The organism is Klebsiella sp. AqSCr (assembly GCF_008452795.1).
Taxonomy (GTDB): domain Bacteria; phylum Pseudomonadota; class Gammaproteobacteria; order Enterobacterales; family Enterobacteriaceae; genus Klebsiella; species Klebsiella pneumoniae.
The window spans coordinates 738,905-763,312 of record NZ_MJDM01000005.1 but is presented as its reverse complement, the minus strand read 5'-3'; the positions used below and the strand labels follow the sequence as shown (position 1 = coordinate 763,312).

Sequence of the window (24,408 nt, the reverse complement as noted above, 5' to 3'; positions counted from 1 at the left end):
GCCCGGGCTAATCCGGGCCTTTTTTCACCCTCCCTGCCGATGCCAGACGATCACCTGATTACGTCCGTTATTCTTTGCTTCATACATGGCTTCGTCCGCGCGCTGAACGCACGCTTCCGCTGTCACGCTATTGTCGTAGGTGGTATACACCCCCATGCTGATGGTCATTCGCTCCGGTAAATGGCTCTCCCCGGCACTGACCGCCAGGCGGATACGCTCGGCGATCGCTTGCGCTTCTTTTTCACCGGTGTTGACCAGCAGCAGAGCAAATTCCTCACCGCCGATGCGTGCGGCGGCGTCATCTACCCGCGAATGGCTTTCCAGCACCGAGGCGGCGAACTGGATCACTTTGTCGCCCGCGACATGGCCGTAGCTATCGTTGATGCGTTTGAAATGGTCGAGGTCGCTGATGAGCACCGACAGCGGATGCTGGGCATTCACCTTCGCCAGCTGTTGGTTAAGGGTGTCGTAGAAGAAGCTGCGGTTGTAGAGGCGGGTCAACGGGTCGCGGATCGAATTCTGATACGAATGAACATATTTGTGGTTAGACTCGCGATAGAGGATAAAGACGTCAACCAGTAGCACCAGAATCAGGAACAAGGTGCATAGCGTTTCGAAAAAACGCGCCTGGTACCAGGTCTGATCCAGCTCCCCTGCGGTGGAGAGCAGCTGGAAAAGCGTGAACAAATAAGCGCTGCAAAAAAAAGCGCCGCTGAACCAAAAAATATTACGCAGTTTACTCAAGCTAATTAATAAAATCAGCGTGATGAACCAAACTGCCATCAGCAGCCAGCCGATAATACTTTGCCACAACGGGGTAAAGGTATGGCTCAGATCGTCGATAAAATTGACGCTCAGCCACGGCGAATGGCTGGAGTATAGCCATGATAAAACAATAATGGTCAACGTAAAAAGAATACATGCTGTAAATGTAAGAATGTGTGCTTTCCACGAATGCATGATGCGCTGGCGAAAATAGTACAAAATAATAGATGACATGAATAACACAGCCATCATTATATTGCGGAAGAAATAATAGATAACGGCGTCATTTTGATTAACGACCGGGGCCGGATTGCAGGTAAGCCAGTCCGGATAGCTGCTGAGCGTGCCAAGCATCAGCAGCGCTGAGCAGGCAAACCCGAAAGAGACTGGAGTAAGGTACAGACGCCGCTTGCTGCTCCAGTATTTCATGCCCATAAAACAGGCAATGGTAATATGAAAAACCATCAGGAAACTGGTCAGCAGCGGAAATAATATTGAGGAAGTACTACTGAAGCTGGTATGAAAAAACGCAGTCATCCCGGAAATGCCAATCCCGGCCAGTAAACAAATGCAAATATAAAGGATTAGACGTTTAACGATATGATGCACATGTTCGGGCATAGGCAATATTCCACATAAAAGGCAACGGCAGCGACGATGAGTCACCAGGGCTAATTTATGTTCTTGAGGGTAATAGGGGCGGGCAGATAAGATATTGCGCAGGCGCAATGATTCATGGAATATTAAAATAAAGATGTCTGATGGTTACTACGAATTTATTACGGCGAAATAAACGTGGCTGAAAAATACGATGCGGCGCAACCGGCCGCATCGTAAGGGAAATTATCGCGGAGAGACGGTGACCTGGCTGCCGCTGCCGGCAATGGCCACGCGCTGACCAACGGAGAACGGAGTGCTGCCCTGTTTCTGCACTACCATAATGGTATTGCCATCGTCCTTACGGATTTCCAGTTCAACGCCCTGCGTTTTATTCATCGCGCCCTGAACGCCCTGACCGGCTACGCCGCCCGCGACCGCACCTGCCGCCGTAGCCAGAGAGCGTCCGGTACCGCCGCCGATGGTGTTTCCAAGGAACCCGCCCAGTACCGCACCGCCAATGGCCCCGATGGCATTGCTATCGTCGCCGCTCTGGATCTGTACGGCGCGCGTATGCACGATGGTACCGTAAGTCACGCTCTGCACCTGTTTGGCTTCAGATGCGGAATAAACGTCGCCGGACAGGCCGCTGCTGCTCACGCAGCCTGCGAGCGTAAAACCAATCATCGATACAGCCAAAACACGTAAAATCATTTATGAATCTCCTGTTCACCGAAGGTGTTCAATTGAACGTCCATACGGTTAATTATATGGCATTTAGTCGTCGGCGGGCATAGGTTCTCCCTGGACTATACAAAAAATAATAAACACTGGTGCTTCAACCTCAACTAAACGCCGGTTCTTTACGATGTTCTCTGATTTGTCGCTCTATTGTTAAAAAGTATTAGTACAACATAGCATTAGCCGACACTTTATGATGGAGTGAAGGGCATACAAGGGTCATGGAATGAAGGAAAACGTATGAGATCGGGTCGCTTTATTGGCGTTATGTCTGGTACCAGCCTGGATGGTATCGATGTCGTTTTGGCCACCATTACTGAAAACATGGTGGCGCAGCAGGCTAGTCTCACCTGGCCCATTCCACACGCGATAAAAGAAGAGATTCTGGCGATTTGCCAGGGGCAGTCGCTGACCCTTTCGCAGCTAGGTCGTCTGGACACCCGTCTGGGACGGCTGTTTGCCGATGCCGTACTGGCGCTGATGCGCCAGGAAAGTCTCAAACCCACCGACGTCATCGCCATCGGCTGCCATGGACAGACCGTATGGCATGAACCGCAGGGAGAGGCTCCGCATACCCTGCAAATTGGTGATAACAACCAGATCGCCGCCCACACCGGGATAACCGTAGTGGGGGATTTTCGTCGCCGGGATATGGCGCTAGGCGGGCAGGGGGCGCCGCTGGTGCCGGCTTTTCATCATGCGCTGCTGGCCCACCCCGTTGAGCGACGTATGGTGCTCAATATCGGCGGGATCGCTAATGTGTCGCTGCTGGCGCCAGGTCAGCCGGTGCGCGGCTATGATACCGGGCCGGGAAATATGTTGCTGGACGCCTGGATCTGGCGCCAGAAGGGCAAACCGTACGACAAGGACGCCCAATGGGCTAGCGAAGGTAAAGTGCTGCTGCCGCTGCTGCAGGACATGCTGAGCGATCCGTGGTTTGCTTTGCCGGCGCCGAAAAGCACCGGTCGGGAATATTTCAATTACGGCTGGCTGGAGCAGCATATGGCCCGCTATCCGGGGCTACGCGGGGAGGATGTTCAGGCTACGCTTGCGGAATTGACCGCCGTCACCATCAGTGAGCAGGTATTGTTAAGCGGCGGCTGCGAGCGTTTGTTAGTGTGCGGCGGCGGCGCGCGTAACCCCTTGTTAATGGCGCGCCTGGCGGCGCTGCTGCCGGGAACAGAGGTCTCCACCACCGATGAGGCGGGGATCAGCGGCGATGATATGGAAGCGCTGGCCTTTGCCTGGCTGGCCTGGCGAACGCTGGCTGGTCTGCCGGGCAATCTGCCCTCCGTGACCGGCGCCAGCGAATCCTCGGTGCTGGGCGCCATTTTTCCGGCTAACCCGCCGCAGAATCGGAGTTAACTGAAATCTTAAATACGATGCGACCGGTAAACTGGACAAGTTAAGCGGAGGGCGGAGTGCCCGCCGTGACCGGGAAAGTCGAAGGCAAACGAATGAAAAAAATTCTTATCGCAGTTGTACCTTTTATGCTGGCGGGCTGTAGCTACTACAACCAGTTTGTCGAGCGGATGCAGACGGACACGCTGGAGTATCAATGCGACCAGAAACCATTGACGGTCCATCGCAATAACGCACGCCAGCAGGTCAGTTTTATCTATGATAATCAGCAACTGAACCTGTCTGAGGGGCTGTCGGCTTCCGGGGCGCGCTACACCGACGGCGTCTATGTGTTCTGGTCAAAAGGCGATACCGCCACCGTCTATAAGCGCGACCGCATCGTCCTTGATAACTGTCAGCTGCAGACGGCCAAACGTTGAGATTTCTGTCCGGGGGGCGCACAATAACGCCACCTTATGACTACATCCTCAATGGCCATGTCTGATAACGACGAACTCCAGCAAATTGCGCATTTGCGCCGTGAATACACCCGTGGCGGTTTGCGTCGCCACGATCTTCCTGCTGAACCCCTGCCGCTGTTTGAACGCTGGCTGCGTCAGGCCTGCGATGCGAAACTTGCCGACCCGACGGCCATGGTGGTTGCCACCGTCGATGAGCGCGGCCAGCCCTACCAGCGCATTGTGCTGCTGAAGCACTACGACGAAAAAGGGTTGGTGTTTTATACCAACCTCGGCAGCCGCAAAGCGCATCAAATTGAAAACAACCCGCAGGTCAGCCTGCTTTTCCCGTGGCATATGCTGGAGCGCCAGGTGATGGTAATCGGCAAAGCGGAGCGTCTGTCGACGCTGGAAGTGGTCAAATATTTCCACAGCCGTCCGCGCGACAGCCAGATTGGCGCCTGGGTCTCGAAGCAGTCGAGCCGGATCTCAGCCCGCGGCATCCTCGAAAGCAAATTCCTCGAGCTGAAGCAGAAGTTCCAGCAGGGTGAAGTGCCGTTGCCGAGCTTCTGGGGCGGATTCCGCGTCAGCATTGAGCAGATGGAGTTCTGGCAGGGGGGAGAACACCGTCTGCACGATCGCTTTTTATACCAGCGCGATAGCGGCGCCTGGAAAATAGACCGTCTGGCGCCGTAAACGCCGAAATTAGTTATCGAAGCGCTGGCGCTGAAAGGGCCGGCGCTTTATTCTATGTACTTTTCGCATCTGGCGAAAAGTCGTGTACCGGCAGAGGTGCAGTCGTTTATACATGGAGAATTTGATGGCAAGCAGTAACTTGATTAAACAATTGCAAGAGCGGGGGCTGGTAGCCCAGGTGACGGACGAGGAAGCGTTAGCAGAGCGACTGGCGCAAGGCCCGATCGCGCTCTATTGCGGCTTCGATCCTACCGCTGACAGCTTGCATTTGGGGCATCTTGTTCCATTGTTATGCCTGAAACGCTTCCAGCAGGCAGGTCATAAACCTGTGGCGCTGGTGGGCGGCGCAACCGGTCTGATTGGCGACCCAAGCTTCAAAGCCGCTGAGCGTAAACTAAACACCGAGGATACCGTGCAGGAGTGGGTGGATAAAATCCGCAAACAGGTGGCTCCGTTCCTTGATTTTGACTGCGGCGACAACTCGGCGATCGCGGCGAATAACTATGACTGGTTTGGCAGCATGAACGTGCTGACCTTCCTGCGCGATATCGGTAAACACTTCTCTGTTAACCAGATGATCAACAAAGAAGCGGTGAAGCAGCGTCTGAATCGTGACGATCAGGGTATCTCCTTTACCGAGTTCTCTTACAATCTGCTGCAGGGTTACGACTTTGCCTGCCTGAACAAGCTGCACGGCGTGGCGCTGCAGATCGGCGGCTCTGACCAGTGGGGCAACATCACCTCCGGCATCGATCTGACCCGTCGTCTGCATCAGAATCAGGTGTTTGGCCTGACCGTACCGCTGATCACCAAAGCGGACGGCACCAAATTCGGTAAAACCGAAGGCGGCGCCGTGTGGCTGGATCCGAAGAAAACCAGTCCGTACAAATTTTACCAGTTCTGGATCAACACCGCGGATGCTGATGTCTATCGCTTCCTCAAATTCTTCACCTTTATGGACATTGCGGAGATCAATGCCCTGGAAGAAGAAGACAAAAACAGCGGTAAAGCGCCGCGCGCCCAGTACGTGCTGGCAGAGCAGGTGACGCGCCTTGTTCACGGCGAAGAAGGCCTGGAAGCGGCGAAGCGCATTACCGAAAGCCTGTTCAACGGTAACCTGAGCGACCTGAGCGAAGCAGACTTCGAACAGCTGGCCCAGGATGGCGTGCCGATGATCGAAATGGAAAAAGGCGCCGATCTGCTGCAGGCGCTGGTTGATTCCGAGCTGCAGCCGTCCCGCGGTCAGGCGCGTAAAACCGTTGCCTCTAACGCGGTGACCATCAACGGCGAAAAACAGGCCGACCCGGAATATGTATTCAGTGACAGCGATCGCCTGTTTGGCCGCTACACCTTGCTGCGTCGCGGTAAGAAAAATTACTGCCTGGTCTGCTGGAAATAAAAAAATACTGCCAGGGCGTGGGAAACCACGCCCTTTTTCTTTTTAGGGTTGTGGTAAGAAAATGAAGAACATCCTCGCCATTCAGTCTCACGTTGTGTTTGGCCATGCCGGCAACAGTGCCGCCGAATTTCCGATGCGCCGTCTGGGCGCCAATGTCTGGCCCCTGAATACCGTACAGTTCTCTAACCATACGCAGTACGGCAAATGGACCGGCTGCGTCATGCCGCCTTCGCATTTGACGGAGATCGTTCAGGGGATTGCCGACATCGACAAACTGCAGACCTGCGATGCGGTACTGAGCGGCTATCTTGGCTCCGCTGAGCAGGGAGAGCATATCCTCGGTATCGTGCGTCAGGTTAAGGCGGCCAATCCGGCGGCGAAATATTTTTGCGATCCGGTGATGGGTCATCCGGAGAAGGGCTGCATCGTCGCGCCGGGCGTGGCGGAGTTCCACGTGCGCTATGCGCTGCCGGCCAGCGATATTATTGCGCCGAATCTGGTTGAGCTGGAGATCCTGTGCGGTCATCCGGTCGCCAGCGTCAGCGAGGCAGTGGCCGCCGCGCGGGAGTTGATTGCCCAGGGGCCGGAAGTGGTATTAGTTAAGCATCTTGCCCGTGCGGGTCTGAGTATGGATCGTTTTGAGATGCTGCTGGTGACGGCCAAAGAAGCCTGGCATATTAGTCGGCCGCTGGTGGATTTCGGCCTGCGTCAGCCGGTGGGCGTCGGCGATGTGACCAGCGGTCTGCTGTTGGTTAAATTGCTGCAGGGGGCAAGTCTGCGCGATGCGCTGGAACACGTCACCGCCGCGGTGTACGAGATTATGCTCGCCACCAAAAATATGCAGGAATACGAACTACAGGTAGTAGCGGCGCAGGATCGCATCGCCGTACCGGAGCACTGCTTCAGCGCCACCCGGCTGTAACTCCCAGGGCCTGCCCGACGGTCCGCCGGGCAGGTTCAGGCCTTATTTTAAGCCTTCAGCCGCCAGTGCGGCCGCCACCGCCGGACGCGCTGCCACCTGCGTCATCCAGCTGCCGATATGACCATAGGCAGCCATATCCAGTTTTATAGCATAGGCCCAGCGCAGCACCGTAAACAGATAACCATCGGCAATGGTGAAGCGATGGCCGGTCAGCCACTGTTTGTCTGCCAGCGCTGCATCAACGTATTGCAGCTTTTTCTCCAGCAGCCCCCGCGTGACAGGCTTATAGTCCTCCGGGGTATCCGGGCGGAACAGCGGGGTAAAGCTTTTATGCAGCTCGGTGGCCACATAGTTCAGCCATTCGAGAGTCTGATAGCGCGCAATCGAGCCCACCGGCGCCAGCAGATGACGATCCGGTACCTGGTCTGCGATGTACTGCATGATGGCTACGCCCTCAGTGAGCAGGATATCATCATCCAGCAGCAGCGCCGGCACCTGACCTTTCGGGTTGATCAGCAGATAGTCTTCCCCGTTTTCCAGCCGTTTTTGGGCCAGATCCACGCTCTGCAGGGTAAAATCCAGACCGCTTTCGCGCAGGGCAATATGCGAGGCAAGGGAACAGGCGCCGGGTTTGTAGAACAGTTTCATGCGTGACTCCTCGTGGCTGCAGTTTTCTGTATGTTAGTCCTGCCAGGGGTAAAAAAAAAGCCGCTAAACTAACGTTAGCGGCTTAAAAATAATTAGTTTTCCCTGCGGCGTCAGGCAGCCGCGGTTTCGCGTGCTTTAATGTCCGCGCTGTCGTCCTGAGTCATACGATTCAGTTTCGGCGCGGTCAGCAGCATCAGGGCGGCGATAACCGCGGTGACGATACCAATCTGCAGGAATACGTGACCGTACACTTCCAGCGACACCAGCGGATCGGTGACATTCTCCGGGACTGCCATCAGGTTAGCGATTTTCCCGGCGATGATCGCCGCGCCTGCCGTGGTGAGGAACCAGCTGCCCATAATGAAGCCCATCAGACGCTGAGGAACCAGCTGAGCGACCATCGCCAGGCCGAGGCCGGAAATCATCAGTTCACCGATAGACTGCAGCGCGTAGCTCAGAATCAGCCAGTTGACCGAGACGATACCGGCGTCGCTGGCGAACTTCGCCCCTAAAGGCAGGACGAGGAATGCGCCAGAGCACAGTACCATACCGATAGCAAATTTGTGCGGCATCGGCAGGCGGTCACCCATCTTGTTGTAGATGGCGGCCAGAATCGGGCTACCAATCATGATCCAGAACGGGTTCAGCGCCTGATACTGTTCCGGTTCAAAGGCGAGACCGAGGATCGAGTGCTCCACGTTACGGATGGCGAAGAAGTTCAGCGAGGTCGGCATCTGGCTGTACAACACGAAGAAGACAATCGCTTCTACCATCAGCAGGAAAGCGACGATCATTTTACGACGCGGAGCACCTTTAAGGCCTATGGTTTCTTTGGCGAAAATCACGACGATACCCAGTGCGACGACGCCCAGCACCATACGTGCGATACCTTGGTTATGCAGCAGCCAGGTGGCGATAGCGACCAGCACCACCACGCCAGCGATGGTCGCCAGCAGTTTACCCATGTGTACCGGGGCAAAGTCCGGTTTAGAGCCGTACTGTTTAACCCATTTCTGACAGAAGGCGAAGTTAATAATGGTGATCACCATCCCCACCACGCTGAGAGCAAACGCTACGCTCCAGCCAAAACGTGCGGCCAGCCACGGGGTTGCCAGCATAGAGAAGAACGAACCGATATTGATGGACATGTAGTACATGGTAAATGCACCGTCCAGACGTGGGTCGTTTTTGTCATAGCAGGTAGAAAGCAGGGAGGACGGGTTGGCTTTAAACAGGCCGTTACCGACGGCGATGGTCGCCATACCCATATAGACGATAGCGGCGTCATGACCGGACCAGGCCACCAGCGCATAGCCAATCGCCAGCACGATAGCGCCCAGCATGATGACACGCTTGGTACCCAGCACTTTATCACCCAGCCAGCCGCCAATGGCGACGAGGCCATAAACCAGCGCGCTAAAGGAGGAGAACAGAGTAATGGAATCCGCTTCCGACATACCCAGCTGTTTTACCAGGTAAACGGCCATGATCCCTTGCAGGCCGTAGTAACCAAAACGCTCCCACAACTCGATCGAGAAAATGAGATAGAACGCGCGTGGTTGTTTGAAAGCGTTCAGACTCACGCTTTCTGCTGGTTTATTGTTTGCAGTAGACACATATACCTCTTTTTTTACATCCCATATTTACTGGGGGGTGTTCGGGGCGCAATCTCGTTGGACCGCCGCCTTTATAGTTATTCTTGGAGGGAAAACGGCAAGTAATGTTCACTATCCTGGCGCATCAGGCAAGGCTTTTGTAATAATCTGTTACACATAATCAGGGTGGTATAATGCTCCGGACATATGAATGTTATACAGCGTTAAATTTTACCGTTTCGAAATCGTTGGTATTTTTATCTTTCGGGTTCGCCGGTTTGCCGGGAAAAGGCGATATATTCTACTGATCTGGCGTAAGCATAGTGATATGGTCCATTATCTTAAAAAATCATGGGTCATTATCCTGACAATCTTTACTCATCCGTTGTATTGCCTGACATTTATTTCCATTCCAGTAACATTCAATCAACATAAAGTTGCGAGCATGATCTGGATCACAAATGCATAGAAATTTTGCGCTGATAAAAAATGAATGAACTAGTTGTTTGTTATATAACCGGATAATCATCCATAATCATGATGATTATGTGGTGTTAATGGCCGGTGAAATAGATGAATGCGGGCCATAACCCAGAGTTAAGCTATGACCGCAATAGAGACGAGACAGTCAGGCGTAGACTTTATCTTTGTATTCGCAAAGATCTTCAATCAGGCAGGAGCCGCAGCGCGGCTTGCGGGCAATACAGGTATAACGCCCATGCAGGATCAGCCAGTGATGACAGTCGACCTTAAACTCGGCGGGGACCACCTTCAGAAGCTTCTCTTCCACCTGCTCAACGTTCTTGCCCGGGGCGAATTGCGTCCGATTGCAGACGCGGAAGATGTGCGTGTCCACGGCGATGGTCGGCCAGCCAAAGGCGGTATTCAGCACCACGTTGGCGGTTTTACGGCCCACGCCGGGCAGCGCCTCCAGCGCTGCTCTGTCTTCCGGCACCTCGCCATTGTGCTGCTCCAACAGGATGCGGCAGGTTTTGATGACGTTTTCCGCTTTGCTGTTAAACAGGCCGATAGTCTTGATATACGATTTCACCCCATCCACCCCCAGGGCCAGCATCGCTGCGGGCGTATTGGCTACCGGATAGAGTTTGGCTGTCGCTTTGTTGACGCTTACGTCGGTGGCCTGTGCAGAAAGCAGGACGGCAATCAACAGCTCGAATGGCGAACTGAAATGCAGTTCGGTGGTGGGGTGGGGATCGTTTTCCCGCAGCCTGGTAAGGATCGCCAGGCGTTTGGCTTTGTTCATATTATGCTTTCCCTGTCACGTCGGACGGGGCGACAGAGACGGCCCGGGCCGCTTGCGCCTTCCGCTGTTTGCTACGTTCATCGATAAGGTATTTAATCGCCAGCATCATGCCGAGGCCAATAAAGGCGCCTGGCGGCAGCATAGCCAGCAGGAAAGGGGTGTCGGTGTGGAAAACCTCGATGCGCAGAACCTTCGCCCAGCTGCCAAGCAGACTGTCGGCGCCGTCAAACAGGGTGCCGTTGCCAAGGATCTCGCGCAGGGAGCCCAGCACAAACATCGCGCAGGTAGCGCCCATGCCGATCGAGAAACCGTCCAGTGCCGACAGCGCTGGCCCTTTTTTGGCGGCAAAGGCTTCGGCGCGGCCGACCACGATGCAGTTGGTCACGATAAGCGGGATGAAAATCCCCAGCGACTGATAGAGGCCGAAGGCATAGGCGTTGATCAGCATCTGCACGACGCTCACCACCGAGGCGATAATCATTACGTAGATGGGGATCCGGATCTCCGCCGGCGTCCAGCGGCGCAGGCTGGAGATGGTCAGGTTGGTCAGGGTTAACACCAGGGTGGTGGCCAAACCCAGCCCGAGGGCGTTGGTGGCGGTCGAGGTGACCGCCAGCAGAGGACACATACCTAACAGCTGAACCAGGGCAGAGTTATTTTTCCACAGGCCCTGGACGATGACGTCTTTAACTTCGCTCATGGTTATTCTCCACAGGCGGTGAATTCAGGAAGTTGCGCAGGCAGCGTTTGTGCATATAAGCCTGCGCGCTTAACGGCATTGACCACCGCCCGGGGGGTGATGGTGGCGCCGGTGAACTGGTCAAAATCGCCGCCATCCTTTTTGACCGCCCAGTGGCTATCGCCCTGGCCGTGGATGACTTTCCCGGCAAAATGGGTAATCCAGTCCGACAGGCGAAGTTCGATTTTATCCCCCAGGCCCGGCGTTTCATGATGCTCAGTTACGCGGGTGCCGAGGACCGTGCCGCTAAAATCGGCGGCAACCAGCAGCTGTATTGCTCCGGAGTAGCCGTCCGGCGCGGTGGCTTCCATCACCGCGCCGATCGGTCGATCGTTATTTTTGGCGATCCACACTTTATGCTGGCCTTTGCCCAGCGCCGGGGCGCTGACCAGATAGCAGCTCTTAAGCAGATCGTTATTATAGCGGTCGGCAGGTAAAACCTGGTCGAATAACGCCTTTTGCTGCAGGGCCGCCTGCTGGTCGATGGTGCTTTTGGTCAGCTCATTGATCGCCGCCGTCAGCCCGGTGGAACCGGCGGCAAACAGCGCCAGCGTGACGCCGTGTTTACGCATCGTTTTTAACATCATTGCTCTCTCAACGGTGGCCATATACGCGCGGGCGCGTGTAGTAATCGATCAGCGGCACGGTAATATTCGCCAGCAGAACGGCAAACGCCACGCCGTCCGGATAACCACCGAAGCTGCGGATGAGCCAGACCAGCAGGCCAGCGAGGGCGCCAAAGATCAGACGGCCGCGGTTGGTTGTTGAGGCCGTCACCGGATCGGTCAGGATAAAGAAGGCGCCAAGCATGGTCGCCCCGGAGAGCAAATGCATCTGCGGTGAGGCCAGGCTCTGCGGCGAAAAAATCCAGCCGAGGGTGGCGCACAGGCCGAGGCTAACAAGGAAGCTGACCGGGATATGCCAGCGGATCGCCTTCTGCCACAGCAGGAAAAGGCCGCCTGCCAGCCAGGCGATATTCACCCACTGCCAGCCCAGACCTGCCAGCACGCCGCCGTAGACCGGCAATTGCAGCACCTGCTGAACGCTATGTCCGGCATGCAGGGAGGTTTTAAAGGTATCCAGCGGGGTGGCCTGGCTGACGCCGTCGATACCCAGCCGCAGACTGGCCATGTCGCCTCCGGCGGCGGTATGACCGGTGAAGATCATCTGCAGCGCGTCGCTGAATGCCGGGATATGGGCGGCTATCTCATAGGAAGGCAGCCAGGAGGTCATCTGCACCGGGAACGAAATCAGCAGCACGACATAGCCGATCATTGCCGGGTTGAAGGGGTTATGGCCCAGGCCTCCGTACAACTGCTTGGCAATGACTACGGCAAAGGCAGTGCCGAGCACCACCATCCACCACGGGGCCAGTGGCGGAATACTCACCGCCAGCAGCAGGCCGGTGAGCAGGGCGGAATTATCTTTCAGCGTGGCAGCAACAGGCTGTTTACGCAGTTTGAGAATAGCGGCTTCGGTCGCCCAGGCCGTCAGGGCGGCGAGGACAATCTGCAGTACGGTGCCCCAGCCGAAAAACCAGGTCTGGACCACAATGCCAGGCACAGCGGCGAGCAGCACCAGCAGCATAATACGCGAGGTCTGCCGCTGGTTATGGGTATAGGGGGAGCTTGCGATTCTGAAAACCATTTATTCCTCGTTAACTGCCTGCTGTGTTGCTTTACGCGCCTGAACGCGGGCGATAGCCGCGGCGACGGCCGCTTTGCGCGGGTCGTCATTGGCTGCGGCTGACGCGAGATCCTGTTGTGCGGCCTGCTGTTCGGCTTTACGCGCTTTAGCGCGGGCGATGGCGGCTTCTACCGCCGCCTTGCGCGGGTCGACCGGTTCGGCGGTCGGGGCGTCCACCGGCGCGGCCTGCTGTTCTGCTTTACGCGCTTTAGCGCGGGCGATAGCGGCTTCCACCGCCGCCTTGCGCGGGTCGACCGGTTCGGCGGCCGGGGCGTCCACCGGCGCGGCCTGCTGCTGCGCTTTGCGCGCCCGGGCCTCAGCCTTACGCGCTTCGCGGGCGGCAATTGCCTCGCTGTTGTCAGGTTTGGCGCCGGCCTGGATCACGATCGGCTGCGCGGCATCGCGCTGTTTATCCCGTACCCGGGCCAGGGCGGCGCTAATCGCCTCCTGATCTTTGGCGGCAGGCTGAACGGCGGCTTTTTTATGCCGCTCGGCGCGCGCAGCTTTCTCACGCTCCAGGCGCGCCTGTCGGGCCTCGAATCGGGCTTTGGCTTCCGCAGCGCGCTGCTCTTCCTGACGAATCGCCGCGATCTCGGCCTTTTCCTGACGGAAGTACTGCACCAGCGGAATATTACTTGGACATACCCACGCGCAGGCGCCGCACTCGATGCAGTCCGCCAGATTATGGGCAGTGGCTTTATCGTGCTGCTGACCTTTGCTGAACCAGTACAGCTGCTGCGGCAGCAGATCGGCCGGGCAGGCGTCAGCGCAGGCGCTGCAGCGAATGCAGCCTTTCTCTTCCTGCGGTTCGCCCATCTCGCTGGCGGAAGGCGCCAGCAAACAGTTGGTGATCTTCACCACCGGGACGTCGAGCCACGGCAGGGTAAAGCCCATCAGCGGGCCGCCCATGATCACCATTGGCTCGGCGCTGGGGCAGAAGCCGGCATCGTTCAATAGATGGCGCACCGGCGTGCCAAGACGCGCCCAGACATTGCCCGGTCTGGTTACCGCTTCGCCGGTGAGGGTGACCACGCGCTCGGTTAACGGCTCACCGTCAATCACCGCGCGTTTCACCGCATAAGCCGTACCGACGTTCTGCATCAGCACGCCAATGTCCGATGAACGACCGCCGTGCGGTACCTGTTTGCCGGTAAGAATTTGGGTGAGCTGCTTGGCGCCACCGGAGGGATATTTGGTGGGGATCACGCGCAGCGAAATGCCATGGGCGTCGCAGAGCACCGCCCGCAGCATTGAGATGGCCTGCGGCTTATTGTCTTCAATGCCGATCAGCACTTCTTCAGGCTGCAGTATATGAGCGAGGATGCGGATACCCTCGACAATCTGCGCCGCGCAGTCCTGCATCAGGCGGTCATCCGCCGTGATATAGGGCTCGCACTCGGCGGCGTTAATGATCAGCGTTTTAATTTTATCTCCGCCACCGCGCAGTTTACTGCCGGTGGGGAAGCCTGCGCCGCCGAGGCCAGCAACGCCAAACTGGTGGATACGCTCGATCAGCGCTTCACGCGTGCGGGTCTGATAGTCGCTCCAGCCATCGCGCTCGATCCAGCGGTCTTCGCCGTCGGCGTCAATGATCACGCTCATCTCCGCCAGCGCCGACGGGTGCGCGGTAGTGTGCGGAGCGATGGCGGCAATGGTGCCGGAGGTCGGGGCGTGAACGGGCAGCATTCTTCCCCAGCCGCGGGTCAGCGGCTGGCCGCGCAGCACCCGGTCGCCCACTTTAACGCACAGTTCGCCCTCGGCGCCAATGTGCTGCTTCAACGGGATAACAAAGCGCTGCGGCAGGGAAACCTGACGCAGCGGGGTGCCGTTAGACTGGGTTTTCATTTCAGGCGGGTGAATACCGCCGTTGAAATCCCAGACCTTGTCTTTTCGGAAAGCGGAAAATAGCTTAAACATGTTGTTCCACAGGAATATTTCGCACCGGGATCGTATGCAGATCCCATTTCCAGGTCTCCGGGGTGGTGGCCACCGGAACGAGTGAAATGCACTGGGTCGGGCAGGGGGCGACGCACAAATTGCAGCCGGTGCACAGGTCGCTCATCACGGTATGCATGGCGCGGGTCGCCCCAACGATGGCATCCACCGGACAGGCCTGGATACACTTGGTACAGCCAATGCAGTTCGGCTCGTCAATTACCGCGAGCATGCGGGCCGGCTCCGCTTCCTGTGCGTCGCCGTCGACAGGCTGCGGGTCGACGTTCAGCAAGGCGGCGATTTTTAACATCACCGCTTCGCCACCCGGCGCGCAGCGGTTTATTTTCTCACCCTGTACGCCGACTGCTTCCGCATAGGGGCGACACCCAGGGTACCCGCACTGCCCACACTGGCTCTGCGGCAATAGCTCATCAATTTTTTCCACCACCGGGTCGTCCTGCACCGCGAAACGACGCGAGGCGTATCCCAGTATTAAGCCGAAAATCAGCCCTAACAGGCTGATGGCGATCACGGCTATCCAGACTGCGCTCATTACAACTTCACCAAACCACTAAAGCCCATGAAGGCCAGAGACATTAAACCGGCGGTAATCAGCGCGATGGCATTACCGCGAAACGGCGCGGGGACATCGGCCACCACCAGCCGTTCACGGATCGCCGCGAACAGCACCATTACCAGCGAGAAGCCGACGGCGGCGGCAAAGCCGTACAGCGCCGACTGCAGGAAATTGTGGCCCAGATTAATATTCAGCAGCGCTACCCCGAGTACGGCACAGTTGGTGGTGATCAGCGGTAGAAAGACCCCCAGCAGGCGATAGAGCGCAGGGCTGGTTTTACGCACCACCATCTCAGTAAACTGAACCACCACGGCGATAACCAGAATAAAGGCCAGGGTACGCAAATAAACCAAATTTAGCGGGATAAGGATCCAGGTATCAATCAGCCAGGCGCAAATAGAGGCCAGGGTCATCACGAAGGTGGTAGCGAGCCCCATCCCCATTGCGGTTTCCAGCTTTTTGGAAACCCCCATAAACGGGCACAGACCAAGAAACTTCACCAGAACGAAGTTATTGACCAGGACTGTACCAATAAAGAGCAGTAAATAATCAGCCATCATGCGACCTGAAACGAAAAAAAGCCGCTTATTATCGAATAAAACGATACCAGCGACAACAGGTTAAGTGTGGGGGTATTACGGATTAACAAAAGTCCGTTTTACCCGCTGCGAACGGCGAAAATAGGGCGCCAGCAGCGCAGCGGCCAGCAGCGGAAACAGCAGCTGACGCAGGGCAAGCACATCCGAGACCGGCGAGAAGGCAAAAGCCTTTATCGCCAGCAGCAGGGTGATGAGCAGCCAGATAATGTAGTGTTTCGGCACCACCGAGCGCCGCTTGAAAAAGGCGATAGTCAGCCAGAGCGTGTAATACCACATGGCGAGGGCAAACAGCAGCGAGGCGACCCACAGCGCCATATGGCCCGCGCTCATGGCGCGCAGTAGGGTATAGGTCAGCGGCGACATCAGCGCATTGGCAAAAAACAGCAGCGATAACGAGGCGCTCAGCAGCGCCACCAGCAACCAGGCCAGCGGAGCCAGCAGCCATCCGCCGATGCGCTCTGCAGATTGAGACGTCATGTTTCTCCCCTATTCAACGCCAGTGAATAAAATCAGGCCGGGAAGTATAAGCAACTGGCGTGAAGGATGACAGCCTTACTGCACGAATCGCCAAACGGATTTAGGAACCTGGCCCACATCGAACAATTTACCACCGGAGACCAGCTCTGCGCGACGATGATCGGCGGCGCGATACATATTCACGATCTCCTGGGTGTCAGTCAGGGAGTAGTTAAGGTGATCAAATAGTTTTTCAAGGCTTTCCAGCGAACTGATTTTGCGAAATTTTAATAAGTAGTCCAGCACGGTCATTTTCGTATCCATTTTATAATCGGAATTATTGCGTTGAATATTATCAGCATTCACTAAACCTACTCTCAACCAACGGCGCCTTCTGCTGGGGCCGCGTGGAATGAATCAGGTTATATAAACCCATGACAAGGGGCAAAGCCAGCCTTGAAGAGCAGGGAGAAGTTTAAGAATATTCTAAAATCAGACCGGGCGCCGAATGGCGCCCGCAAGAGAAGATTAACGCTGTTCGCCGTGACTGGCAATAACAGATTTGTACCAATAAAAACTCTTCTTTCGTTTCCGCGCCAGATTTTGCTGGTGATCGACATAGACAAAACCATATTGCTTTTGATAGCCGTTGTGCCAGCTCAGCAGATCGATAAATGACCAGGGGTAATAGCCGCGCACATCTGCCCCCAGCGCCAGCGCTTTTTCGAGGGCGCCAATATGGCTGCTGAGATAATCAATCCGCGGGTCGTCGACCACTTCCCCGTCAATAATCGGGTCCTTCGCGCCGAGGCCATTCTCGGTGATATATATCGGAATATCGCCATAGCGCGCCTTAATCATCATAATGCCGTCAGTTAGCCCCTGCGGCCAGATTTCCCAGCCCCATTCGGTATATGTACTCTGGGGATTACGCACGAAATAGAATAATCCCTCCACGCCAGGCTCGCCGCCGGTAGCGATCTCAGGCGGCTGGGCAGATACCGTTTCCCGGCGATAGTAATTCAGACCGATAAAGTCGCAGCGGTTGTCACGGAGCAGCGCGTCGTCGCCTGGAGCAAAGCGAGGTACCCCCCACAGCGCCTGGGTCTGCGCCAGCAGGTCGGCAGGATAGGTGCCTTTCAGCACCGGATCGTACAGCCAGTGAGTATGGATGGCGTCAGCCAGTTCGGTGGCCTTAATGTCCGCCTCGCTGTCGGTGAGCGGGGTATGCGGTTGCAGTACGTTGACGAAGCCAATCTCGCCGGCCACAGCCATCTCGCGAAAGGCCTTCACCGCCAGCGCATGGGCGATAAACACGTGGTGGCAGGCCTGAATAGCACGCGCCGGATCGCGGACCGCCGGGGGATGGAGGCCGTTAATGTAGCCGTGCCCAATGAAGACAATGGTTTCGTTGAAGGTAGCCCACAGCTTCACCCGTGAACCAAAGCGCGCATAGCACAGGCGGGCGTACTCGGCGAAGGCCTCGGCGGTAGTGCGCGCTTCCCAGCCGCCCTCATCCTGCAGGGCCTGCGGCAGATCCCAGTGATAGAGGGTGATCATCGGCTCAATATTGTGCGCCAGCAGTTCGTCGATCAGATCGCTGTAAAACTGGGCCCCCGCTTCATTCACCTTACCGCGCCCGGCGGGCAGCAGGCGGGGCCAGGAGATGGAGAATCGATAGCTTTGCAGGCCCATCTCGGCCATTAACGCCACGTCTTCGCGAAAACGGTGATAGTGGTCGACGGCAATATCGCCGGTGGTGCCTTCAAAGGTGGTACCCGGCAGATGAGAGTAGATATCCCAGATTGACGGTCCTTTACCGTCGGCGTCGTGTCCTCCCTCAACCTGATACGCTGCGGTAGCGGCACCCCATAAGAAATTGTGCGGAAAAGCGGCCATGAAAAAGCTCCCTGTCTGATGATAAAGGGAGTGTAATAAAAGCGCGAACATATGTGCAACCGGTTTCTGAAACCGGTTGCACAGTTGCGAGGCGGGTCACTGTTTTAACGCGGAGCTACTTCGTGTGCACCACATCCGCTGGCGGTGGGGACTGATAGTTATCTATATGGTGTGCGATAACCAAAAGCAGTGCCGAAATACCAAAAACAATCCAGCCAATAAGTTCTACAATACGGGTAAAAACAGTTGTCATAACACTTCAATATCCTTTGAACACAGCGTGAAATGTTACTCGATGGTCAGCAGATCACAAGGGGTATCTGTCTGATTTCTCACACTTGCATGTAAGTCGCAAAGTAAGGAATGATAAGTTTTGCTCACGGTTTGTAAAATTATTCTCATTAACCTGGTGTTGATATCAGTTGCATAAGCGAGGCGGTAAGATGAGCGATGCGATCCGGGTGGGGCTGGTGGGGTTCGGTTACGCCAGCAAAACGTTTCATGCGCCGTTGATCGGCGGCACGCCGGGTATGGCGCTGAAGGCGGTCGCCAGCAGCGACGCCGATAAGGTCCATGCCGATTGGCCTGGCGTGAAGGTAATGAGTGCGCCGGGGGATCTGCTGGACGACCCGGATATCGATCTGGTGGTCATCGCCACCCCGAACGACACCCACTTTCCGCTGGCGAAAGCGGCGCTGGAGGCGGGAAAGCATGTTGTGGTGGATAAGCCCTTTACCGTGACACTGTCACAAGCTCGCGAGCTGGAAAGCCTGGCGAAGCACTGCGGTCGGATACTTTCGGTGTTTCATAACCGGCGCTGGGACAGCGATTTCTTAACGGTCAGCGCGTTGATCAACGAAGGTCAGCTGGGGGAGGTGTGTTACTTCGAGTCGCATTTCGATCGCTTCCGACCACAGGTGCGCCAGCGCTGGCGTGAGCAGGCGGGTCCTGGCAGCGGCATATGGTATGACCTCGCGCCGCATCTGCTCGACCAGGTCGTGGTGCTGTTTGGCCTGCCGGTAAGCATCACGGTGGACCTCGCGCAGCTTCGGCCCGGCGCGCAATCCACCGACTATTTTCACGCCGTGCTGGCCTATCCGCAGCGGCGGGTAGTACTGCATGGTACGTTACTCGCCGCCGCGGAGAGCGCGCGCTTTATCGTCCACGGCTCGCGGGCCAGCTATATTAAGTACGGTCTTGACCCGCAGGAGGAGCGGCTAAAAAACGGTGAACGGCTGCCGCAGGAGGACTGGGGATATGATATGCGCGACGGTACCCTGACCCGCGCCGAAGGGGATGAACGTAGTCAGGAGAAATGGCTGACGCTACCGGGTAATTATCCCGCCTACTATGCCGCTATCCGCGACGCGCTTAACGGCGTAGGGGAAAACCCGGTCCCGGCCAGCGAGGCGATTCAGATAATGACCCTGATTGAGTTGGGTATCGAGTCGGCCAGACATCGTGCCACGCTCAGCCTGGTCTGAGGAGGAGCCCGGCAGCACGGCTGCCGGGCCGGTTATCAGCCTTTGGCAACCCGCTGAATGAGGGCGGCTTTTTCCTGTTCGCCGAGGAACGCCAGGGTCAGGCCGTTGATCTGCGCCTGACGGATCTGCTCCCGGCTCAGCCCTGCCGCCGGCGCCGCCACGGTATACTCGTGAATGATGTCCACACCCTGGACCGCCGGATCGTCGGTGTTGAGGCTCGCCAGCACGCCGTGCTCAAGGAACTGCTTCAGCGGATGCTGGGCCAGGGAGGCCACGGTGCTGGTTTGCACGTTCGAGGTCAGGCAGGATTCAATCCCGATGCGGTGCTCGGCCAGGTAGTCCATCAGGGCTGGATCCTCTACCGCTTTAACCCCATGGCCGATGCGCTCCGCGCCCAGCTCACGAATGGCCTGCCAGATACTTTCCGGGCCGGCCGCTTCGCCCGCGTGGACGGTGATATGCCACCCGGCGTCGCGGGCCTGGTTAAAATGGTTGCGGAACAACGTACCCGGGAAGCCTAGCTCATCGCCGGCGAGGTCGAGGGCTGTGATGCCCTCGCGGTGGGCGAGCAGCGCCGCCAGCTCTTCCTGACAGGCGGCTTCGCCGAAGGTGCGGCTCAGAATACCGATCAGCCGGGCGTCGACCTGGAAATCGCGGCATCCCTCTTGAACCCCGGCAATTACCGCCTCTACCACGCCGTCGACCGGCAGCCGGTGGGTCATCGCCATATAGCGGGGAGAGAAGCGCAGCTCAACGTAGTGCAGGCCATTTCGCGCCGCGTCTTCGACGTTCTCATACGCCACGCGGCGACAGGCTTCCAGCGAGGCCAGGACCTTTACCCCCCAGTCGAGCTTGGCGAGGAAACTAACCAGATCGGGCTCAAGGCTGGTGACCTGGACATGAGGACGCAGCGTGTCGAGGGTGGTTGCGGGAAGAGCGATATTAAATTCGCGGCCAAGATCGAGGATGGTTTGGGCCCGGATGTTACCGTCAAGATGACGATGAATGTCGGTTAATGGCAATGAGGAATCAATCATGGTCGCACTCTTTTTTTAGTTAAAGTGCACGTCATTATACAACATGAACATAACTGTTTAAAAGCATTGAAAAAATGTATGCGATACAAATAGCTGGCAGCAATCAGGTCAGCATTACGGTCTTTTTGACTGGCCCCTTTAAAACGCAGAACGAATATCATGATTGACGCGATCCTGACCAGATCAGAAATGCACACGCGCTGACCGCGGCGCCCGCAAGGCAGACCGCCTGCCATCCCCAGTGGGAATAAAGCTGTGTGGCAACGATAGCCCCTGTCGCGCTGCCCAGCGAATAAAAACACATGTAAGCCCCAACCAGGCGGCTTGCCGCTGCAGGCCTGGCGGCAATGATCAGGCTCTGGCTGGAGACATGAACGGCCTGTACCGCAAAGTCCAGCGCAATGACGCCAGCTATCAGCCAAAGCAGAGAGGTTTCGGCATAGCCGATAGGAAGCCATGAGATGGTCAGCAGCGCCAGCGCCAGGCCGGTAGTGCGCTGAGCCCATCCCTGGTCAGCCCACTTGCCCGCTCTGGCGGCGGCCAGCATGCCAGCGAAGCCGGCTAAGCCAAACATCCCCGTCTGGGTGTGCGAGAGGGAAAGGGCGGTGAGCGGCATGACCATGGTCGTCCATAGCATGCTGAAAGCGGCGAAGATAAATAGCGCCAGGATCCCGCGCTTTCTCAGTTGCGGCTCGGTGAGGTACAGCTGAAACACGGACTTCAATAAGGAAAGGTAAGTCGGCTTTTGCGGCTGCGGCTGCGGCTGCTGCGGGGGCGAAGGCATGATTTTCCAGACGACCCCTGCAATCACCAACATCAGACAGGCAGCCGTGAGATACACAGCTCGCCAGCCGGCGATATCGGCTATCGCGCCTGAGATAAACCGAGATAACAGGATACCTGAAACAATGCCGCTGGTCAGGGTACCCACCGCCTGGCCTCGTTTCTGCGGCGTCGCCAGTACTGCCACCCAGGCCACCAGCACCTGCACCACCACGGCCATCAGGCCGACGATCAGCATGGCGCCAAGCAGAGTTGCTATATTGGGGGATAACCCTGCCGCGACTAACGCCGCTACTGAAAGCAACAGTTGACTCATCACCACGTATTTACGGTTCAACCAGTCCCCGAGCGGAACCAGGAACAGCAGGCCAATGGCATAGCCCGCCTGCGTAGCGGTGATGACGCTACCAATCATGCCTGGCGACACCTTCAGGCTGACCGCCATCGAGTCGAGTAAAGGCTGTGCTGAATAAACATTGGCTACTGCCAGCGCGCAGGTTAGTGAAAACAACGCCGTTATCCCTGTGGTCAGCATCGTGTCAGGGACTGACGCAGTTTGGATCCTTTGGCCGGTACATCTACTTGCCTTACATTTCATAAGAGACCCTCTGTCTGGTTGCTTTTTAAAACTAGTGTACCTATAGAATTAGCCTTGCTGGTTTTTTTTTGCAACTGGTAAAGGTGAGGATTAAGCTAGATCAGTAGATAAATTGATAAGGAGCGCGCAGATGGCAAAGCAGGAATCACTTAGAACCAGTGAATGTCCGGTGGCGAGAACGTTGGAATCAATTGGTGAACGCTGGTGCCTGATGATTATCCGCGAAGCATTTGACGATGTGCGGAGATTCAGCGAGTTTCAAAAAAATTTGGGGCTGGCCAAAAATATCCTTGCCTCGCGGCTGAAGCATCTGGTTGATATCGGTATTTTCGAGATTTTACCGGCATCGGATGGCAGCGCATACAAGGAATATGTCCTGACTGAAAAGGGGCGCTCCGTGTTTCCCATTGTTGTTGCGCTGCGGCAATGGGGAGAGCGTTATATGTTTGAGCAAGGGGAAACCTATTCGGTCCTGCTGGATAACGCGCACGGCCAGCCCCTTCAGTATCTGGATGTGCGTTCCGCTCAGGGGGATAAACTGCAACCAGGCGACTGTCATCGCCGGCGCATTGTGTCAGATACCCGCGCCGAATAATGGCGTGAAGAATTTGCAGGATACCAGCGAGAATACGAGCGTACCGCTAAAGGGTCATGGAACAATCCTGACGTGTTTTTTTGCGAACTGCTTCTGATGCCAAAGCTCCGGACGCGTGAAAGTGACCCACCGCCAACCGCAGGAGGCGGTGCATAACCATTTACAATTATATTTTATTTGAATGTATTCATGTTACATATTAAATTCTGCTTACTTTATCGACGATGAGGCAAGGATGCGGATGTGGAGAGCGTAATCCATAACAATATTGAGGGTTTTCTGCTGTTGTTATTAAGCATGTGGCCGATTCTGCTGGTGGTATTCATTGGCGTCGCAATTTCATTCTATACCATGCTGTTACGCAAGACGGCGCTGGCCTGCCTGCTTTTCGCCCTCGCCATCGGCGCCGCAGGCTGGAGTCTCGCTTAGCCGCTGGCCTCAGGGTTTATCCAGCAGGCTCATGCTGGAGGTGGCGGCGCCATCATTCAGATTGGCGGGCGAATGCCAGTCGCGACCCGCCAGCGCACTGTCGCTCTGTCCGCTGCCGACGCCTTGCTGCGTCGACAGTGATGAACCTTCCAGTGCTTCATCCGCCCCTGACCGATCGGGCAGGGAACTGGTATAGCCGCCATTATTCGAGTACGTATCCATGCCGTTGACTTCGTTAGGCACCGTGTCGGTAGTCGTACCGTCATCGTTAATGCAAAAAGAGCCGCCAATGCCGTTTGGCTGACAGTCTGCAGCAAAAGCCGGACTGGCCAGCGCGGTCAGAAGCAATAACGGTAAGCCGATTTCCTTCATTCTTATCTCCCAGGGCCGTGTGGTCTGCCAGACATTCTGTACTATAGCGGCGGCAGTAGCGCGGTAAGTAACAAAACTGTGTAATTTTGTAATGACCGGTGGACGGTTTGTCGTTCGGCCAGGAAAGAGCGTGCGCTAAGCGTGGTATAGCGGCTCGGCAGAAAGCGGTAATCAATTGTTAATTCTACGTAAAGGTTAATGAAAATTTAAGGGAACGCCGCTATGTTGGCAGCATCATACTTTCCATTAAGGATATGCCATGCGCGATAAATATTCCGGCCTGCAGATTGGGATTCACTGGCTGGTTTTTTTGCTGGTAGTAGTAGCCTATGCGGCGATGGAGCTGCGCGGGTTTTTTCCCCGCAGTGAACGGCCATTGATTAATATGGTGCATGTTTCCTGCGGGATCACCATTTTCGTGCTGATGGTGGCGCGTCTGCTGGTGCGGCTGAAATCGCCGGCGCCGCCGATCGTACCGAAACCATCGCCGATGATGACCGGTTTCGCCCATCTTGGTCACCTGGCGATCTATTTGCTGTTCATTGCCTTGCCGTTGATCGGCATGGTGATGATGTACTGGCGCGGTAACCCCTGGTATGCCTTTGGTCTGACCATGCCGTATGCCCCGCAGAGCGATTTTGAGCGGGTGGATACCCTGAAGGCGATCCATGAATGGTTGGCCAATGCCGGGTACTTTGTGATTGGCCTGCATGCTCTCGCCGCGCTGCTCCATCATTACTGGTGGAAGGATAATACTCTGCTTCGAATGATGCCTCGTAAGCGCTAAATCATC

Annotated in this window: 27 protein-coding genes; 9 read left to right on the top strand and 18 right to left on the bottom strand. The window is 56.3% G+C overall.

All coding sequences use genetic code 11. The features are described from left to right. Window positions 1–24: 24 nt before the first annotated feature. Together BHE81_RS07605 and slyB are read right to left on the bottom strand one after the other, a co-directional pair. Complete coding sequence (locus BHE81_RS07605) at window positions 25–1,386, bottom strand: GGDEF domain-containing protein (RefSeq protein WP_023301866.1); 1,362 nt, start codon at window positions 1,384–1,386, stop codon at window positions 25–27. A gap of 222 nt (window positions 1,387–1,608) precedes the next feature. After that, window positions 1,609–2,076, bottom strand: coding sequence for an outer membrane lipoprotein SlyB (gene slyB / locus BHE81_RS07600; RefSeq protein WP_002907749.1), 468 nt, complete (start codon window positions 2,074–2,076; stop codon window positions 1,609–1,611). 267 nt (window positions 2,077–2,343) lie between these two features. On the opposite strand from slyB, the gene anmK reads away from it, so the two are divergent. From anmK to pdxY, 5 genes are all read left to right on the top strand, one after another. Continuing rightward, a complete protein-coding gene (anmK, locus tag BHE81_RS07595) occupies window positions 2,344–3,468 on the top strand; it encodes an anhydro-N-acetylmuramic acid kinase (RefSeq protein ID WP_004898604.1) in 1,125 nt (374 codons plus the stop codon). A gap of 92 nt (window positions 3,469–3,560) precedes the next feature. Further along, on the top strand, window positions 3,561–3,884 hold the full coding sequence (gene mliC / locus BHE81_RS07590) for a C-type lysozyme inhibitor (RefSeq protein WP_002907744.1): 324 nt from the start codon (window positions 3,561–3,563) through the stop codon (window positions 3,882–3,884). 57 nt (window positions 3,885–3,941) lie between these two features. Further along, window positions 3,942–4,598 (top strand): pyridoxamine 5'-phosphate oxidase, encoded by a 657-nt coding sequence (gene pdxH, locus BHE81_RS07585; protein WP_002907742.1) that lies wholly within the window; start codon window positions 3,942–3,944, stop codon window positions 4,596–4,598. A 124-nt stretch (window positions 4,599–4,722) separates the two neighbouring features. Then, entirely contained in the window at window positions 4,723–5,997 is a 1,275-nt protein-coding gene (tyrS, locus tag BHE81_RS07580; protein ID WP_002907740.1) for a tyrosine--tRNA ligase, read from the top strand. Window positions 5,998–6,058: 61 nt separating this feature from the next. Further along, on the top strand, window positions 6,059–6,919 hold the full coding sequence (gene pdxY / locus BHE81_RS07575; RefSeq protein ID WP_004898602.1) for a pyridoxal kinase PdxY: 861 nt from the start codon (window positions 6,059–6,061) through the stop codon (window positions 6,917–6,919). Window positions 6,920–6,961: 42 nt separating this feature from the next. Here pdxY and gstA read toward each other — a convergent pair whose 3' ends face one another. The 13 genes from gstA to blr form a co-directional block, all read right to left on the bottom strand. Further along, complete coding sequence (gene gstA, locus BHE81_RS07570; protein ID WP_023301867.1) at window positions 6,962–7,567, bottom strand: glutathione transferase GstA; 606 nt, start codon at window positions 7,565–7,567, stop codon at window positions 6,962–6,964. A gap of 110 nt (window positions 7,568–7,677) precedes the next feature. Continuing rightward, a complete protein-coding gene (gene dtpA, locus BHE81_RS07565; protein ID WP_004151206.1) occupies window positions 7,678–9,183 on the bottom strand; it encodes a dipeptide/tripeptide permease DtpA in 1,506 nt (501 codons plus the stop codon). Window positions 9,184–9,790: 607 nt separating this feature from the next. Beyond that, the gene (gene nth / locus BHE81_RS07555) at window positions 9,791–10,426 is read right to left on the bottom strand and encodes an endonuclease III (protein ID WP_002907734.1); all 636 of its coding nucleotides are present in this window, start codon (window positions 10,424–10,426) and stop codon (window positions 9,791–9,793) included. Between the two features lies 1 nt (window position 10,427). After that, entirely contained in the window at window positions 10,428–11,126 is a 699-nt protein-coding gene (locus tag BHE81_RS07550; RefSeq protein WP_002907733.1) for an electron transport complex subunit E, read from the bottom strand. A 2-nt stretch (window positions 11,127–11,128) separates the two neighbouring features. After that, window positions 11,129–11,749, bottom strand: a complete 621-nt coding sequence (rsxG, locus tag BHE81_RS07545; RefSeq protein WP_002907731.1) for an electron transport complex subunit RsxG — start codon at window positions 11,747–11,749, stop codon at window positions 11,129–11,131. A 10-nt stretch (window positions 11,750–11,759) separates the two neighbouring features. After that, a complete protein-coding gene (gene rsxD, locus BHE81_RS07540) occupies window positions 11,760–12,812 on the bottom strand; it encodes an electron transport complex subunit RsxD (RefSeq protein WP_002907730.1) in 1,053 nt (350 codons plus the stop codon). Next, window positions 12,813–14,768: an electron transport complex subunit RsxC gene (gene rsxC, locus BHE81_RS07535; protein WP_070991620.1), complete on the bottom strand. Its 1,956-nt coding sequence runs from the start codon at window positions 14,766–14,768 to the stop codon at window positions 12,813–12,815. Then, window positions 14,761–15,339 carry an electron transport complex subunit RsxB gene (gene rsxB, locus BHE81_RS07530; protein WP_004143816.1) on the bottom strand — a complete coding sequence of 193 codons (579 nt, stop codon included), beginning with the start codon at window positions 15,337–15,339 and terminating at the stop codon, window positions 14,761–14,763. The genes rsxC and rsxB overlap by 8 nt, the downstream gene beginning before the upstream one ends. Continuing rightward, window positions 15,339–15,920 (bottom strand): electron transport complex subunit RsxA, encoded by a 582-nt coding sequence (gene rsxA, locus BHE81_RS07525; protein ID WP_110246343.1) that lies wholly within the window; start codon window positions 15,918–15,920, stop codon window positions 15,339–15,341. Before rsxA ends, rsxB begins: the two co-directional genes overlap by 1 nt. Before the next feature lie 78 nt (window positions 15,921–15,998). Next, window positions 15,999–16,439: a DUF2569 domain-containing protein gene (locus BHE81_RS07520; RefSeq protein WP_023301869.1), complete on the bottom strand. Its 441-nt coding sequence runs from the start codon at window positions 16,437–16,439 to the stop codon at window positions 15,999–16,001. A 75-nt stretch (window positions 16,440–16,514) separates the two neighbouring features. Then, window positions 16,515–16,730, bottom strand: coding sequence for a transcription modulator YdgT (gene ydgT, locus BHE81_RS07515; RefSeq protein WP_002907652.1), 216 nt, complete (start codon window positions 16,728–16,730; stop codon window positions 16,515–16,517). Between the two features lie 216 nt (window positions 16,731–16,946). Then, the gene (locus tag BHE81_RS07510; protein WP_073545865.1) at window positions 16,947–18,317 is read right to left on the bottom strand and encodes a GH1 family beta-glucosidase; all 1,371 of its coding nucleotides are present in this window, start codon (window positions 18,315–18,317) and stop codon (window positions 16,947–16,949) included. A 115-nt stretch (window positions 18,318–18,432) separates the two neighbouring features. Further along, on the bottom strand, window positions 18,433–18,570 hold the full coding sequence (blr, locus tag BHE81_RS07505) for a division septum protein Blr (RefSeq protein WP_004227851.1): 138 nt from the start codon (window positions 18,568–18,570) through the stop codon (window positions 18,433–18,435). Between the two features lie 190 nt (window positions 18,571–18,760). Between blr and BHE81_RS07500 the strand changes: the two genes are divergently transcribed. Continuing rightward, window positions 18,761–19,801, top strand: coding sequence for an oxidoreductase (locus tag BHE81_RS07500; protein ID WP_002907650.1), 1,041 nt, complete (start codon window positions 18,761–18,763; stop codon window positions 19,799–19,801). Between the two features lie 35 nt (window positions 19,802–19,836). On the opposite strand, the gene add is transcribed toward BHE81_RS07500, so the two are convergent. Both add and BHE81_RS07490 read right to left on the bottom strand, forming a co-directional pair. Next, complete coding sequence (add, locus tag BHE81_RS07495) at window positions 19,837–20,838, bottom strand: adenosine deaminase (protein ID WP_004151209.1); 1,002 nt, start codon at window positions 20,836–20,838, stop codon at window positions 19,837–19,839. A gap of 157 nt (window positions 20,839–20,995) precedes the next feature. Then, a complete protein-coding gene (locus BHE81_RS07490) occupies window positions 20,996–22,156 on the bottom strand; it encodes an MFS transporter (RefSeq protein WP_024622666.1) in 1,161 nt (386 codons plus the stop codon). A gap of 193 nt (window positions 22,157–22,349) precedes the next feature. Between BHE81_RS07490 and BHE81_RS07485 the strand changes: the two genes are divergently transcribed. Beyond that, window positions 22,350–22,814, top strand: coding sequence for a winged helix-turn-helix transcriptional regulator (locus BHE81_RS07485; RefSeq protein WP_004180158.1), 465 nt, complete (start codon window positions 22,350–22,352; stop codon window positions 22,812–22,814). A 243-nt stretch (window positions 22,815–23,057) separates the two neighbouring features. Next, entirely contained in the window at window positions 23,058–23,243 is a 186-nt protein-coding gene (locus BHE81_RS07480; RefSeq protein ID WP_002907644.1) for a hypothetical protein, read from the top strand. A gap of 9 nt (window positions 23,244–23,252) precedes the next feature. On the opposite strand, the gene BHE81_RS07475 is transcribed toward BHE81_RS07480, so the two are convergent. Beyond that, window positions 23,253–23,615: a hypothetical protein gene (locus BHE81_RS07475; protein ID WP_004143806.1), complete on the bottom strand. Its 363-nt coding sequence runs from the start codon at window positions 23,613–23,615 to the stop codon at window positions 23,253–23,255. Between the two features lie 259 nt (window positions 23,616–23,874). On the opposite strand from BHE81_RS07475, the gene cybB reads away from it, so the two are divergent. Next, the gene (cybB, locus tag BHE81_RS07470; RefSeq protein ID WP_002907640.1) at window positions 23,875–24,402 is read left to right on the top strand and encodes a cytochrome b561; all 528 of its coding nucleotides are present in this window, start codon (window positions 23,875–23,877) and stop codon (window positions 24,400–24,402) included. The last annotated feature ends 6 nt before the right edge of the window (window positions 24,403–24,408 follow it).